13 protein-coding genes are annotated in these 14,282 nt (G+C 48.6%); all 13 read right to left on the bottom strand.

Annotated elements, in window-relative coordinates; translation table 11 throughout:
* Positions 1-71: 71 nt before the first annotated feature.
* The 13 genes from FS806_RS01770 to FS806_RS01715 all read right to left on the bottom strand — a co-directional run bounded on the left by FS806_RS01770 (position 72) and on the right by FS806_RS01715 (position 13,890).
* On the bottom strand, positions 72-938 hold the full coding sequence (locus tag FS806_RS01770; protein WP_144932572.1) for a 2-oxoacid:ferredoxin oxidoreductase subunit beta: 867 nt from the start codon (positions 936-938) through the stop codon (positions 72-74).
* Entirely contained in the window at positions 926-2,671 is a 1,746-nt protein-coding gene (locus FS806_RS01765) for a 2-oxoacid:acceptor oxidoreductase subunit alpha (protein WP_144932570.1), read from the bottom strand. Before FS806_RS01765 ends, FS806_RS01770 begins: the two co-directional genes overlap by 13 nt.
* Before the next feature lie 301 nt (positions 2,672-2,972).
* The gene (locus FS806_RS01760) at positions 2,973-3,911 is read right to left on the bottom strand and encodes a dipeptidase (RefSeq protein ID WP_144932568.1); all 939 of its coding nucleotides are present in this window, start codon (positions 3,909-3,911) and stop codon (positions 2,973-2,975) included.
* A gap of 119 nt (positions 3,912-4,030) precedes the next feature.
* Complete coding sequence (locus tag FS806_RS01755; protein WP_006286829.1) at positions 4,031-4,291, bottom strand: stage V sporulation protein S; 261 nt, start codon at positions 4,289-4,291, stop codon at positions 4,031-4,033.
* A 116-nt stretch (positions 4,292-4,407) separates the two neighbouring features.
* Complete coding sequence (locus tag FS806_RS01750; RefSeq protein ID WP_144932785.1) at positions 4,408-5,202, bottom strand: TIGR00282 family metallophosphoesterase; 795 nt, start codon at positions 5,200-5,202, stop codon at positions 4,408-4,410.
* A 73-nt stretch (positions 5,203-5,275) separates the two neighbouring features.
* Positions 5,276-6,826 (bottom strand): ribonuclease Y, encoded by a 1,551-nt coding sequence (gene rny / locus FS806_RS01745; protein WP_144932566.1) that lies wholly within the window; start codon positions 6,824-6,826, stop codon positions 5,276-5,278.
* 388 nt (positions 6,827-7,214) lie between these two features.
* Complete coding sequence (locus FS806_RS01740; protein WP_144932564.1) at positions 7,215-7,895, bottom strand: regulatory protein RecX; 681 nt, start codon at positions 7,893-7,895, stop codon at positions 7,215-7,217.
* A 323-nt stretch (positions 7,896-8,218) separates the two neighbouring features.
* Positions 8,219-9,265, bottom strand: a complete 1,047-nt coding sequence (gene recA / locus FS806_RS01735) for a recombinase RecA (protein ID WP_144932562.1) — start codon at positions 9,263-9,265, stop codon at positions 8,219-8,221.
* Positions 9,266-9,904: 639 nt separating this feature from the next.
* A complete protein-coding gene (locus FS806_RS01730; RefSeq protein ID WP_144932560.1) occupies positions 9,905-11,155 on the bottom strand; it encodes a competence/damage-inducible protein A in 1,251 nt (416 codons plus the stop codon).
* 63 nt (positions 11,156-11,218) lie between these two features.
* Positions 11,219-11,803, bottom strand: a complete 585-nt coding sequence (pgsA, locus tag FS806_RS01725) for a CDP-diacylglycerol--glycerol-3-phosphate 3-phosphatidyltransferase (protein WP_144932558.1) — start codon at positions 11,801-11,803, stop codon at positions 11,219-11,221.
* Entirely contained in the window at positions 11,800-13,128 is a 1,329-nt protein-coding gene (rimO, locus tag FS806_RS01720) for a 30S ribosomal protein S12 methylthiotransferase RimO (protein ID WP_144932556.1), read from the bottom strand. The genes pgsA and rimO overlap by 4 nt, the downstream gene beginning before the upstream one ends.
* 39 nt (positions 13,129-13,167) lie before the next feature.
* Positions 13,168-13,299, bottom strand: a complete 132-nt coding sequence (locus FS806_RS26510) for a hypothetical protein (RefSeq protein WP_260981945.1) — start codon at positions 13,297-13,299, stop codon at positions 13,168-13,170.
* A gap of 99 nt (positions 13,300-13,398) precedes the next feature.
* The gene (locus tag FS806_RS01715; RefSeq protein WP_144932554.1) at positions 13,399-13,890 is read right to left on the bottom strand and encodes a YajQ family cyclic di-GMP-binding protein; all 492 of its coding nucleotides are present in this window, start codon (positions 13,888-13,890) and stop codon (positions 13,399-13,401) included.
* Positions 13,891-14,282 lie beyond the last annotated feature (392 nt).

Here is a 14,282-nt window from a genome sequence, read left to right as displayed (position 1 = left end):
GCTAAAAAAGGCTCATGATCGGCAAGCCAAATCATGAGCCCGGTAACCTTGTAAATAAATTATCCGTAAAATTATTTGAATTCCGCCAGCAGCTTGTCAAAGTCTTCTTCGCTAATTTTGAGGTCCTGATGCGCCAACGGCTCCTCTTTGAATCCGGTGACCATATCGGCATAGCTCTTCTTGTTGGTATCTTGATAGATCAGGCCCGTAAGCATGCCGTTCGTTTCCATCAGCTTCATCATGGCCATCGCCCGGTTGGACGGATCATAATCCGGAATATCATCAATCTCTACAATATTTTGCTTGAACCAATCGTAGGTATTGATTTTGTTGAATGTGACACAAGGGCTAAATACGTTCAGAAATGCGAATCCTTTATGATTGATGGCCTGCTCGATTAATGATGTCAACTGCTTCAAGTTGCTGGAGAAGGATTGAGCGACGAAGGTTGCACCTGCGGCCAATGCCAACTCCAAGGGAGCCAGCGCGATTTCGATAGCACCATGAGGGGCACCTTTCGTCTTGAAGCCTTCCGCGCTGCGCGGGGAGGGCTGGCCCTTGGTCAAGCCATAAATTTGGTTGTCCATTACGATATAAGTGATATCGATGTTGCGGCGAATGGCATGAATGGTATGGCCCATGCCAATGGCAAATCCGTCTCCGTCTCCTCCCGCCGCCACAACGGTCAGATCGCGGTTGGCCATCTTCAAGCCTTGCGCGATCGGCAGCGCCCTTCCGTGCGTGCCATGGAATCCGTAAGCGTTAATATATCCGGAGATCCGGCCGGAGCATCCGATCCCGGATACGATAGCCAGCTGCTCCGGCTCCAGCCCCAAATTGGCGGCAGCCCGTTGAATAGAGGCTTGTACGGAGAAATCGCCGCACCCGGGACACCAGTTTGGCTTAACGTTATTTCGAAAATCTTTTAATGTTGCCATGCGATCAGCCCCTTGCATTCTTTATGAATTTCCGACGGAAGGAACGGATTGCCATTATATTTCAACACGTTATGAATTTTGTCGGCGCAGCCAAAATGCAGCTTAATAAGCGACGCAAGCTGCCCCGTAGCGTTATTTTCAACGACGACGATTTTACTTGCCTTCTCAATATGTGGTCTGAGCTCATCAACCGGGAACGGATGCAGCAAGCGGACTGTTAAATGATTGCTCTTGATCCCTTCGGATGCAAGTCTGCCGCGAGCTTCGTCAATCGTTCCTCCAGTGGAGCCCATTCCGATGATCAGCATATCCGCATCTTCATGCGGCGCATCCACATGAATCGGCTGCTCCACCTTGATATGCTTCAGCTTTTCCATCCGTTTCTCCATCATCTTCTTGCGGTTGACGGGGCTCTCCGAAGGACGCCCTACCTCATCATGCTCCACACCGGTAACATGGTGAATTCCATTCTTGATTCCAGGCAGAACCCTTGGAGAAATGCCATCCTCCGTTACAGCGTAACGTTTGAATAGGGTGCCGTCTTCACGTTCCGGCACATCCCGGAGCAGGTTTCCGCGATCAATGACTATCCGGTTATAGTCCAGAGGCTCTGCGGATTGCTTACCCATGCTTAACTGCAAATCGGTCATGACAATGACCGGACACTGGTACTTCTCGGCCAGGTTGAATGCCTGAATCATGTCGTAGAAGCATTCCTCAACGGTGCTGGGAGCGATGACGATCTTCGGAATTTCCCCATGGGTGCCGTAGATCATCGCATTAACATCGCTTTGCTCCTGCTTGGTCGGCAAGCCCGTGGACGGACCGCCGCGCTGAGTATCCACAATAACAACAGGCGTCTCGGTCATGCCGGCCAGTCCGATCGCCTCCATCATGAGAGACAAGCCGGGACCTGCGGAAGCGGTCATGGAGCGGACTCCGCCGTAATTGGCTCCGATAGCCATCGATACGGCAGCTATCTCATCCTCCGTCTGGATGACCGTGCCGCCGAATTTAGGCAGTGCCTTGATCAAATATTCCATAATCTCGGAAGCGGGGGTGATGGGATAAGCCGGCATAAATCGGCAGCCTGCCGCCAATGCGCCCAAAGCGATGGCATCGTTGCCGATCATGAACAGCTTCTGCTTGCCGTCGGCCGGAGCTAGCTGAAATTCCGGCAGAGGACCTCCGGCTTGATCCAGAATGAAGTCGGCCCCACGCTTGACCGCTTCCAGGTTCTTCTCTACGACCGCGGCTCCCTTACGGCCAAACTCTTCTTCAACCGCTTTGTTGAATACGTCTAGCGGAAGCCCCAGCAGAGCCCAGGAAGCGCCGGAGGCTACCATGTTCTTCATCAGAGAGGTTCCCAGCTCTTCAGCAATCGCCGTTATCGGAACGGCAAATAAACGCGCAGAAACTCCGTCCGGGATAACCGGGTTGAATTTGGCGTCAGCCACCACAACCCCGTTCGGGCGAAGCTCCGCAGCGTTTAAATCAATACTCTCCTGATCGAAGGCAACCAGAATATCCAGATCATCCGAAATAGCCCGAATCGGCTTCGTGCTGATCCGAATCTTGTTATTGGTATGGCCGCCCTTAATCCGTGAGGAAAAGTGGCGGTATCCGTACAAATAATAACCTAGTCGGTTCAATGCGGTAGAGAAAATCCGGTCCGTGCTCTCCACGCCTTCGCCTTGTTGTCCCCCAATCTTCCAAGACAATTGATCAATCACAAGGTCCACCCCTTTTAGCTCATCACTGTATCATCACAAAATTATGACAAAAAAAGCATCCTAATGATGCTGTTTCTCAAGATGTCCCAACCTTTCCGGATCGGCCGTTCTCTGGCCATTAAACAGAGCAAGGTCGCTGTTAATATAATTTTAACTTTACAAGTCGGCAAAAAAGATTATAATGCGCTCACCCAATTTTACGCCTTTAATTGCCAAAAAGCAAGGGGCGACAAACAACGCTTTAAATAGTTATTTTCGATCAAATGCATATCGAAATTAGAACGATATTTCATTCTCTACTCTATTCCGGCAGGTTCTTGAGCAGATAGGTTTTCCAATTTCCGGACAGAAACCGCTCCGCCTGTTCGGTCGTGTACCGCTTATGAAGTTCATCCACCAGCTGACAATAATGCGCGGGATTCTCCAATCCGGGAATTTTAAGATCGGTACCGTCGAAATCCGAGCCAAAGCCGACGCAATTCTCCCCGCCCAATGAGCAAATATGCTCGATATGCAGAAGAAGATCCTTGATCTGGGGATGCTCTGCACGAACGAAGGCCGGTACGAAGGTTATGCCTATTCTGCCGTTCTTCTCAATGATTGTCCGAATTTGATCATCCTTCAGGTTACGCACATGTGGGCATATACGGTAGGCGTTGGAATGAGAAGCGATAAACGGGCGGGAAGACTGTTCGCAAAGCTCCCAGAAAGCTTTCTCCGACAGATGAGAAACATCCAAAATGATTCCAAGACGGTCACATTCGTTAATGAATTGCTTGCCACGGACAGTGAATCCTCCTTGCCGCGGTTCCCCTACTCCATCAGCCGCCCAATTGGCATGATTCCATGTAATTCCTATGCTCCGCACTCCCAAATCATAAGCCGTTCGCAAGTTGCCCATGTTGGCGGCGAGTCCTTCGACCCCTTCCAGCGTGAGCATGGCTCCCAGCTTCCGCTTATCTTTCAGCAATTTATCGAAATCTTGGCGGCTCTTGATAAATTCAACCTGGGGGCAGGCGGCAATTCGGGTGCGAAACAAATCAATGCAGGTCAATACATGATCGAACGAATAATACGCAGGGTTGTCCGGCAAATAAATGGCAAACCATTGAAGGACGACGCCCGCTTTAACCAGCCTGGTGTAGGAAACATCGGCGTCTCCATTCCCTTCCGCAAATTGCACCTTTCTATCCAAAAACATTTTGTATAGAAGGTCGCAATGCGTATCGATTATGCTCATCCGCTGACATCCTCCCCTTTTCTTAGAATGAATGTCCAAAATAATAGCTACAAAAAACCTGTCTACCGTAAGTAAACAGGCAATAATTTATCGCATGGCCGCTTTCCGTTAGCACAGGTTCACCTTGGTTCGACAATAAGCTTAATGGCCGTCCGGTCCTCGCCGTCAATGACAATATCGGTAAACGCTGGAATACAAATCAAATCCACTCCACTCGGCGCAACAAATCCTCTTGCGATAGCCACGGCTTTGATGGCTTGGTTCAAAGCTCCCGCACCGATGGCTTGAAGCTCGGCAGCCCCGCGTTCGCGAAGCACTCCGGCCAGCGCTCCGGCGACGGAATTTGGATTGGATTTTGCTGAAACTTTTAATACTTCCATGAAAAGTACCTCCTCAGGAATGATGGATTGATTCCAGTACCCATCTTATTCGAGAATGCTGTCAAAAATTCCTGCTATCGGAGGTTTAAATTTTCAAATTATATCGAATCGTTTGACTATTCCATCAAAAGCTGATCTTCATAGTAGCGGATGAGCTCAATACGGTCGGCTAACCCGGTTTGTGAATTTATTTCCAGGTATACGGCGTGGAAATGCCATTTCCCTTCATCCACTTGAAATCGAACCGGAAGCTGTGTCTTGAATTTTTGCAGCACGGCCGTTCGTTCCATGCCGAGAATTCCGTCCCGCGGGCCGACCATGCCGACATCGGTGACATATGCGGTACCTTGGGGCAATATCCGTTCATCATGACTCTGTACATGGGTATGGGTGCCGACAACTGCCGATACCTTGCCGTCCAGATGCCAGCCCATCGCTATCTTCTCAGAGGTCGCTTCAGCGTGAAAATCGACAAGAATATGCTTGGTCTTCTTGGCCACCTGCTTAACCAGCTCATCGGCCTTCTGAAAAGGGCAGTCCAAGGGAGGCAGGAACGTTCTCCCCTGCAGGTTGATAATAGCCAGCTCTTTCCCGTCCGCTTTCAGCACGGCCGTCCCTCTGCCCGGGGTCCCTTCCGGAAAATTTGCCGGTCTGACCAATCGCGGTTCATTATCGATAAAGTCGAAGATGTCTTTGTTATCCCAAGTATGGTTGCCCATCGTAATTCCGTGCACGCCCTGCTCGAACAAATCATGGGCTATCTGTTTAGTAATTCCCCTACCGCCGGCCGCATTCTCCCCATTGGCAATAATGAAGTCAGGACGCCATTTTTTTCTTACATAGGGCATCATTTCTTTCACAGCTTTACGACCTACGGATCCGACAATATCTCCAATAAAGACGACTTTGATAATATTTTCCTCCCTATTCTCCAAAATAATATGCAAAAAGTGGCTTTATATAGCCACTTTTTGCCTTTGCCATTTATTTGGCGTATTCCACGGCCCTCGTTTCACGAATGACCGTAACTTTAATATGCCCCGGGTAATCGAGCTCATTTTCGATTTTCTTCGTAATGTCTCTGGCCAGACGGAACGCTTCCGTATCATCCACGTTCTCCGGCTGAACCATAACCCGGATTTCACGGCCCGCTTGAATGGCGTATGATTTCTCCACCCCATCGAACGATTCCGATATTTCCTCCAGTTTCTCCAAACGTTTAATATACGTTTCGAGCGTTTCTCTCCTTGCACCCGGTCGGGCCGCGGATAAAGCGTCTGCCGCCCCAACCAGCATCGCGATGACTGATGTCGCTTCGCAGTCCCCATGGTGGGAAGCTATGCTGTTAATCACGACAGGATGCTCTTTGTACTTCTTACCAATTTCCACACCAATCTCTACATGGGAGCCTTCTACCTCATGATCCAGTGCCTTGCCGATATCATGAAGCAATCCGGCCCGCTTCGCCAAAGTTACATCTTCTCCCAATTCTCCTGCCATCAGACCAGCCAGGTAAGCTACTTCCATAGAATGCTTCAGCACATTCTGTCCATAGCTTGTTCTGAATTTTAACCGTCCCAAAATCTTGATCAAATCAGGATGCAGGCCATGTACTCCCGTCTCGAACGTTGCCTGTTCTCCGTACTCGCGGATGCGTTCGTCCACTTCCTTGCGGGACTTCTCAACCATTTCTTCAATCCGTGCCGGATGAATCCGTCCATCTGCAACCAGCTTCTCCAATGCCGTCCGGGCAATCTCCCGGCGAATCGGATCGAATCCGGACAAGATGACCGCCTCCGGAGTATCGTCAATAATCAAGTCGATTCCGGTCAGCGTCTCCAAAGCTCGGATGTTCCTTCCTTCACGCCCGATGATTCTGCCTTTCATCTCTTCGTTCGGAAGAGAGACGACAGATACGGTCGTTTCGGCTACATGGTCAGCCGCACAACGCTGAATCGCAAGCGTAATGATTTCCCTGGCTCTCTTATCTCCTTCTTCTTTGGCCTGAAGCTCAATATCCTTAATCAGTTGAGCAGTTTCATGACGAACCTCCTGCTCTACTCCAGATAGGATGATCGATCTGGCTTCTTCCATCGTCAAGTTGGAAATTCGCTCCAGCTCGGTCACTTGATCTCTATATAATTGATCAATTTGTGCTTGCGTTTCTTCGATCCGCTTTTCTTTGTTGGCAACCTGTTCCTCTTTACGCTCCAGAGATTCCAGTTTTTTATCCAACGATTCTTCTTTTTGCTGTAATCGTCTTTCCTGGCGAGACGTTTCGTTTCTGCGGTCACGAATTTCTTTCTCTGCTTCTGCCCTTAGTTTATGAATTTCATCCTTGGCTTCCAGAATCGATTCTTTCTTCTGGGCTTCCGCATCTTTTCTGGCGTTTTCCATGATCTGTTGGGCAGCGTGTTCAGCACTCGAAATCTTAGCTTCTGCGAGAGATTTGCGGACAAAATAGCCAATCCCAGCTCCCAGAAGAAGTCCAACAACGAGTGAGATCACGGCCCATAGGATCGTTGAAGAGCCCATCTTGTTCACCTCCTCGTTGATTCCTCCAAGGGATTAGCTTGGGGTGAATTCATTCGGTTTTTAACCCAATTGTTTCAATTCGTTAAGCGTGTTCATCCAGCTGTTGGTAGAGAGCATTCCCGAATTAACGGGGCTTTAATAATTGGTACAACATGGATGTTGTGGAATTCAAACGATTTCCTTTGGCAGTGTTCAAGTAAAATTGGCGGGTTTACTTTCCCATTTCCTGATTCGTTCTAGAACCAGGTTGAATAGAAAAATATACATAGTTATTTTATCTTTTGTCAAGAAAGCTTGTCAAGCAAGGAGAGCTCTCTTAGGCGAAGTATATTATGGTACTTTCCAATAAAGACGCCGGTTGCCGGATAAAAAAATATATTTAACTTCATTAATAATCATCATCATTAAATATAGTTTCTGTTGCTTCATCCTCTGAATCCCGATTAATTAATGTATTTACGACCCTCTTAACGATTGCGGAGGAATATCCCCTTCTTAATAAATAAGCCGCAACCTTTCGTTTTTTATCGCGAGGTTCTCCTTTTGTCTGCCGCCATTTCTTGTCTCCCAATTGCACAGCCGCTTCCCATTCTGCATCACGGTCCAAATCGGCCATTGCTTTCTCCACATTTTCTTGGCTGACTCCTTTTTGCCGGAGCTCGTGACGCACCCACCTTGCTCCTTTTTTCTGCATGCGAACTCTATGCTCTACCCATGCTTTGGCAAAGTCCAAATCGTTGACGTACCGCTGATGAATCAGTTTTTCCAAAACAGTGTTTGCCGTAACACCGTCATAACCTTTCGTCTTCAGCTTTTCCTTGATTTCATACGCAGAATGCGGTCGCCGGCCGATGACGCGAATCGCATAAAGATAGGCCTGATGCAGCTCCTCCTCCTGGATGATTTGTCGGATTAGCTCCGCCTCCAGGCTGGCTCCTTTAAGCAATCTATGTTTAATAACCAGATCCTCATGTGCGGCGAACGCATATTCTTCATTTATATATATGTTGTATCGCGGATGTCTCTTTTGCTTCTCGACCCGCGTTATGATCGAATGTTTCTGGTCCATCCCTGCCTCCTTATGAAATAACCCCACAAATAGCCTTCGAAGCTTATACAGAGTCCTTTGCGAAGCTCTCGGAAATTATGTATAAACATTCAGGTATCTTTGGACGCCTAGCCTAACTAATTCTCTCTCAAGCCAAAGTGATCCCCTCTTCGGAATTCAAGCCAAAGTGATCCCCTCTTCGGAATTCAAAATCATGGGGATCCTCCTTATGAAAAACACTAATGGCCAACTAAAGTTTTCTTTGCGGAATACTTTACGGATGGCCAAATTATAAAATGTCAACATTGCAAAGAAAACCGCACCCTTAAGGTGCGGTAGATGAATCAGTTTTCAAGTGTTAGTTCAAAGTCTTCATCGTCCTCTTCCTCTGAGGAGGAAATAACCGGACCTAAATTGCTGGAGTCGCGAATTTTACGCTCAATAGCCTCTGCAATCTGAGGATTATCCCGCAAGTACTGCTTTGCATTCTCCCGGCCTTGTCCAAGACGTTCATTCTCATAGGAGTACCAGGCACCGCTCTTATCGATAATATCCATTTCCGTTCCGATATCGATAATGCTGCCCTCCCGGGAAATACCTTCTCCATACATAATGTCGATATCGGCTTGTTTGAAGGGGGGAGCAACTTTATTCTTCACGACTTTAATCCGGGTGCGGTTCCCGATCATGTCGTTCCCTTGCTTCAACGTCTCCACCCGGCGAACATCAAGCCGGATCGTGGAGTAGAATTTCAACGCTCTTCCTCCGGGAGTAACCTCCGGATTTCCGAACATAACCCCTACTTTCTCACGAAGCTGGTTGATAAAGATGGCGATAACCTTCGACTTGTTAATCGCACCGGACAGCTTACGCAGCGCCTGAGACATCAGGCGGGCTTGCAGGCCGACATGGGAATCCCCCATCTCTCCTTCAATCTCAGCCTTCGGAACCAATGCGGCTACCGAGTCTACGACGATAATATCGACGGCTCCGCTGCGAACCAGCGCTTCCGCGATCTCCAGTGCCTGCTCACCGGTATCCGGCTGAGAAAGCAGCAATTCGTCTATATTAATTCCCAGCTTCTTGGCATACTGGGGGTCCAATGCATGCTCCGCGTCGATGAAAGCTGCCTGACCGCCGATCTTCTGTACTTCGGCAATGGCGTGCAGAGCTACGGTCGTCTTACCAGACGATTCCGGTCCGTATACTTCAATAATTCTTCCTCTCGGGAAGCCGCCTATTCCCAACGCCAAATCCAGTGCGAGAGATCCGCTCGGAACCGTCTCAACCTGCATGTGAGTCGATTCTCCCAACTTCATGATGGATCCCTTGCCGAACATCTTCTCTATATTTCTCAATGCCATGTCTAACGCTGCACGCCGATCTGACAAACCAATCACTTCCTTCTGTTAATATAGTTCTATGATACCTCTTTTTGGGCTCCCTGCCAAGTAGTTTTTCGAACATATATTCGTTTTTTTATTCAAGAAGAGTATCGCACATCTACGAGAGGACATGCCTAACTAAACAGTCAAGGCTTCTCTTTTCCGCATGACACTTGGTGATGTCAGTATGGTTCGAATGAAGTTCGGTACTTAATTGCAGTTATACTAAGCGGCCGTTATTACATGCACCTTGCGGGTAGTAACAATCATCATGCGTAGATGCGCTCAGAATGGAGCCCGATTAATCCTGGCAGGCCTGCCGAGCAGAAACAAAAAAAACCGCAGCAAAGAGTTAGACTCTCCCGCTGCGGTGCTTCCGCTCATAGACTATTACATAGAAGTATACAGGTAAATTGAATTGAAATCAACAGAAATGTTGCAGAAGCCGAGCTTGCACTTTGGAGCCAGTAATGACAGCTCCGGTCAAACGCGGGATAACTGGAACCAAAATGTTACCCTGCCTTGTTTCCAGCACCTAGTTTAACAAACGGACCGCAAGAACGCTATTCTCGAAGAAATCTCGTCTTTTTAAAACTAACGGAAGGCACAGTAACTAAACGCAAATCGAAGAGATTATGCACCCTCTTATCGCTCTTGAAGTCTTTGCCAGAGCAAATATAGAGCGGCTTTGGCAGCTCTTAATTTAATCAGCTCCCGGGTCCCGGAATAGCGGCCTTCCACGACCGTAGTCGGTTTCCCGCGCTCGGCCAAGCCGATATAGACCAGCCCCACCGGCTTCCCTTCCGCCGACCCGGGGCCGGCGATGCCGGTAACCGACAGAGCATAATCCGTACCCAACAGCTCCCGCACTTTCCCGGCCATCGCTTCTGCGGTTTCCTTGCTGATCGCACCCGGAGCCTCAGGCCCCTCCAATAAACCGGCGGGCACTTGAAGGATGGTTTCCTTGACAGCATTAGTGTAGCTGACGATACTGCCGCTAAACACCGAGGAGCTATCCGGTACGGAAGTAATCAAATCGCTTATCAAACCGCCGGTGCAGCTTTCCGCTGCAGACAGGGTCATTCCCCTCTCCTTAAGCTGCTCGTAGATGATCTGCTCAATCGGCTTATCTTCAGTTGCATAGAGATGCTTGCCCAATCGGCGGCGAATCTCTTCCTCCACCGGCTTAAGCTTCGAATTCGCTTCTTCCTCCGTAGCAGCACGGGTTGTCAGACGCACGGTGACCTCCCCTTCCTTGGCATACGGGGCAATCGTCGGATCCTGCTGAGCTTCAATCAGATCCAGCAGCTCCTTCTCCAAGGCCGACTCCCCGATTCCCGCAAATTTTAACATTTGGGAATATAATGCCCCTCTGCCGTCCGCAAGGCGAGAGAGCCAAGAGGTGCCGTAAGTGTCAAACATAAGCTTCATTTCACGCGGAGGACCAGGCAGCAGCATGTAATGGGTTCCCTCATGGGTCAGTGCGACTCCAACAGCCAGCCCGTTATCGTTGATCAAAGGATCGCTGTCCGTCAGCATCAGCGCCTGTCTCGCATTGCTTTCCGCCATGGCCAGGCCGCGATCGCGAAACATGGACTTGATTTTGTCCAGCGACGGCTCATGCATGATCAATTCTTTCCCGGTAAATGCCGCCAGCACATCCTTGGTCAAATCATCCTTCGTAGGCCCAAGCCCTCCGGTGCAAATGATCAGATCCGCCCTCTGTCTGGCGGTATCCAGCGCCTGCCGCAGCCGGCCCTCGTTGTCCCCTACAACCGTTTGGAAATAAATATCTATTCCCAAAGCTGCACATTGTTGAGATAAATATTGAGCGTTCGTATTTACTATTTGCCCTAATAAAAGCTCGGTTCCAACTGCAATTATCTCCGCTTTCATCCTTACTCCTCCTAACGCTGTATGCGTCCAATGGCAAAAGAAAGGCTCCCCAAGGAGCCTTTGTTATTCTTCCGCAGATAGCTCGAGGACATGTTTATTTCGAATGAAATAATGAATCCCCGAATAGATGGTGAGAATAGCAGCCACCCAACTGGCTATAACATCAAACGGAAAACCGATAAACGCAAACGGGAAGTTGTTAACGAGAAGTGCAATAATCGCCGTAATTTGGACTCCCGTCTTCCACTTTCCCCATTTGTCCGCCGCTACGACCAGTCCCTGAAGCGCAGCAATTTGCCGCAGTCCGGTTATCGCAAACTCTCTGCTGATGATAACGATCGCAATCCAGGCATCGAGCTTCCCCATCTCTACAAGAGAGACGAGCACGGCAGAAACCAACAGCTTATCCGCAAGGGGGTCCAGAAGCTTCCCCAGGTTGGTGACCAGCTTTCTCTTGCGGGCGATATAACCGTCCAAGCTGTCCGTACTGGCCGCTACTATGAAAATCAGGACAGCAATGATTTGGTTATAGGTGATGCTGAAGGATTCGATCTCGATTTGCGGCATTTTGATGTTAACCAACAGAAAAAAAACGATAATCGGGACTAGAAATATCCTAGCCAGCGTTATTCGGTTGGCTAAGTTCATGCAATAGCCTCCCCGGATAGATCATATTCCATCGAATGGGAAATGCGCACTTTAACCAACTCTCCGATATTGACCTGACAATTCGTGACAAAGACCTCTCCGTCGATTTCCGGAGCGTCATATTGGGAACGCCCGATATAGACGTCATTGCGTCCGTCATACCGTTCGATCAGCACGTCCAGTTCCTCGCCGATTCTTCGTCCGTTTCTTCGTTCTGAAATTCGTCTCTGTATCTCCATCAGCGTATTGGCTCTATATTCCTTAACATCCTCCGGCACCTGATCCGGCAGCCTGGAGGCTGGGGTATCCTCTTCCTTGGAATAAGTAAACACACCTAACCGGTCAAACTCCACCTCTTCAATAAATTTGACCAAGTTGGCGAAATCCTCTTCCGTTTCCCCCGGGAAGCCGACGATGATTGACGTTCTCAGTGCAACCTCCGGGATGCGGTCGCGGATCTTGCGTATCAGCTCGCGGGAATCCTTCTGTCTTCCCGGCCTTCTCATTCTCTTTAAAATCCTGTCTTCACTGTGCTGCAAAGGCAGATCGATATACTTGCATATTTTCGGATTGGTGGCAATCGTCTCTATTAATTCATCCGTGAAAAATCCAGGGTAGGCATAATGAAGCCGCACCCATTCAATCCCCGGCACTTCGCTCACCTTATTCAAGAGCTCCGGCAGCATGAATTGTTCGTACAAATCTGTGCCGTAATTGGTAGAGTCCTGAGCGATAAGGCTGATTTCTTTAACCCCTTGCTCGGCCAATTGAGTGACTTCCGCAAGAATGGACTCTATGCTGCGGCTGCGGAATTTCCCCCTCATGATCGGGATGCTGCAGAAAGTGCAAGCGTTATCGCATCCTTCGGCAATCTTCACATATGCGGTATAACGTGGAGTGCCGACCCGCCGCGGCAGAATCTTCTCATAATTGAAGACCGGATTGCCGACCATAATCGGCTTCTTGCCGGCCAGAGCTTCATCAATAATATCGTTTATATTGATAAAATCTCCCGTTCCGACAATACCGTCGATCTCCGGCATTTCTTTCATTAATTCTTCCTTGTACCGCTGAGTCAAGCATCCGGATACGACCAACGCTTTCAAATTGGCGGTATGCTTCAAATCCGCCATATCTAAAATCGTGTTGACGGATTCTTCCTTAGCCGCATCGATAAAGCCGCATGTATTGACAATGATTACTGTGGCTTCCTCTTTGTTGTCTACGAGAGAATAACCCCGTTCATGAACCAATCCGGACATAATCTCCGAATCGACCATATTTTTCTCACAGCCAAGTGTAACCACCATTACCTTCTCAGACATTCGTAAGCCTCCAGTACCTTTTCCTAAAAGTTCGGTGAGTTATTTACATTTCGGGCCAAGTTTGGTCATCCAACCTGTCTCTATCGTTAAGGACATGCTGTCGTATCGAAGCGCTTCCCGCCAAGCTGCGGCATCCGCCAAGCCCTGTTCCAAACTTGTTTCTCCGTTCATTGCATCACCGGACTTCCAATCCTTATCCTTTAAGTATAATATAATGTAATTTACGGTGTCAAAACGATACTTAACCGCTCTCCTCGCGGAAAGAGCGGTTTAACGGAAGTTTACAAATTGCAGATCCAGCGGCAGATCGGCTTGCTTCAGCAATTGAATGACCTTCTGCAAGTCATCCTTGTTTTTACCGGATACGCGAATCTGGTCTCCTTGAATCTGACTGCTTACCTTCAGCTTGGAATCCTTGATCATCGTATTAATCTTCTTGGCGCTGGCCTGATCGATCCCTTGCTTTAAGGCAATGGACTGACGTACGGTGCTCTGGGCGGCCGGCTCAATTTTACCGAATTCCAGATTTTTCAGAGAAATGCCTCTCTTCGCCATCTTGGATTGAAGGATATCGATAACCGCCTTAAGCTTAAACTCATCGTCGGAAATAACTACTAATTGATCCTTCTCCAGCGAAAGACTGCTCCTGCTTCCCTTGAAGTCGAACCGGTTGGCCAGCTCTTTCTCCGTTTGGTTAATCGCATTATTTAACTCCTGCATATCCATCTTGGAAGTTACGTCGAAGGAATGCTCTGATGCCATCGAAATGTCCCCCTTATCTTCTAAATCAATGAATTGAATACATTATAGCAACATTTGGTATTGAACAAAAGGGAATGCGACGAGAAAAACTCCTGTCGGAGCATTTTATGGACGAGCGACCGCTTGTTACGCCAACAGCCATCATTTTCACCTTCTGATGGTGCCTTCTTTGACAGTACCGGGACGCTTTTACGGCTTGGACGATTACCTTGAAAAGACGTCCATTTTCTGCTGATTCCGTGCAAGCGGAATGGAGCGTTTAACTGGATTTCATACAGTTAGTTTACACCTCTGTAGCGAAATATGGAAACTACATTGAAAATCCGTCTATTTTACCGTCTGCAGGCATCGTTGCAAGCGGAGCGGCACATCTAACTGTATTTTGTACAGGT

Source organism: Paenibacillus sp. 32O-W (genome assembly GCF_007679495.1).
Classification (GTDB): domain Bacteria; phylum Bacillota; class Bacilli; order Paenibacillales; family NBRC-103111; genus Paenibacillus_L; species Paenibacillus_L residui.
The sequence above is the reverse complement of the archived record's forward strand: the minus strand, read 5'-3'. Positions and strand labels throughout refer to the sequence as shown.

Coding starts and splice junctions, on each gene's coding strand:
- pgsA (WP_144932558.1), bottom strand. CDS start 11,803: ATGAACTTAGCCAACCGAATAACGCTGGCTAGGATATTTCTAGTCCCG.
- rny (WP_144932566.1), bottom strand. CDS start 6,826: ATGGGCTCTTCAACGATCCTATGGGCCGTGATCTCACTCGTTGTTGGA.
- FS806_RS01740 (WP_144932564.1), bottom strand. CDS start 7,895: ATGGACCAGAAACATTCGATCATAACGCGGGTCGAGAAGCAAAAGAGA.
- FS806_RS01755 (WP_006286829.1), bottom strand. CDS start 4,291: ATGGAAGTATTAAAAGTTTCAGCAAAATCCAATCCAAATTCCGTCGCC.
- rimO (WP_144932556.1), bottom strand. CDS start 13,128: ATGTCTGAGAAGGTAATGGTGGTTACACTTGGCTGTGAGAAAAATATG.
- FS806_RS01730 (WP_144932560.1), bottom strand. CDS start 11,155: ATGAAAGCGGAGATAATTGCAGTTGGAACCGAGCTTTTATTAGGGCAA.
- FS806_RS26510 (WP_260981945.1), bottom strand. CDS start 13,299: ATGAACGGAGAAACAAGTTTGGAACAGGGCTTGGCGGATGCCGCAGCT.
- FS806_RS01770 (WP_144932572.1), bottom strand. CDS start 938: ATGGCAACATTAAAAGATTTTCGAAATAACGTTAAGCCAAACTGGTGT.
- FS806_RS01760 (WP_144932568.1), bottom strand. CDS start 3,911: ATGAGCATAATCGATACGCATTGCGACCTTCTATACAAAATGTTTTTG.
- FS806_RS01715 (WP_144932554.1), bottom strand. CDS start 13,890: ATGGCATCAGAGCATTCCTTCGACGTAACTTCCAAGATGGATATGCAG.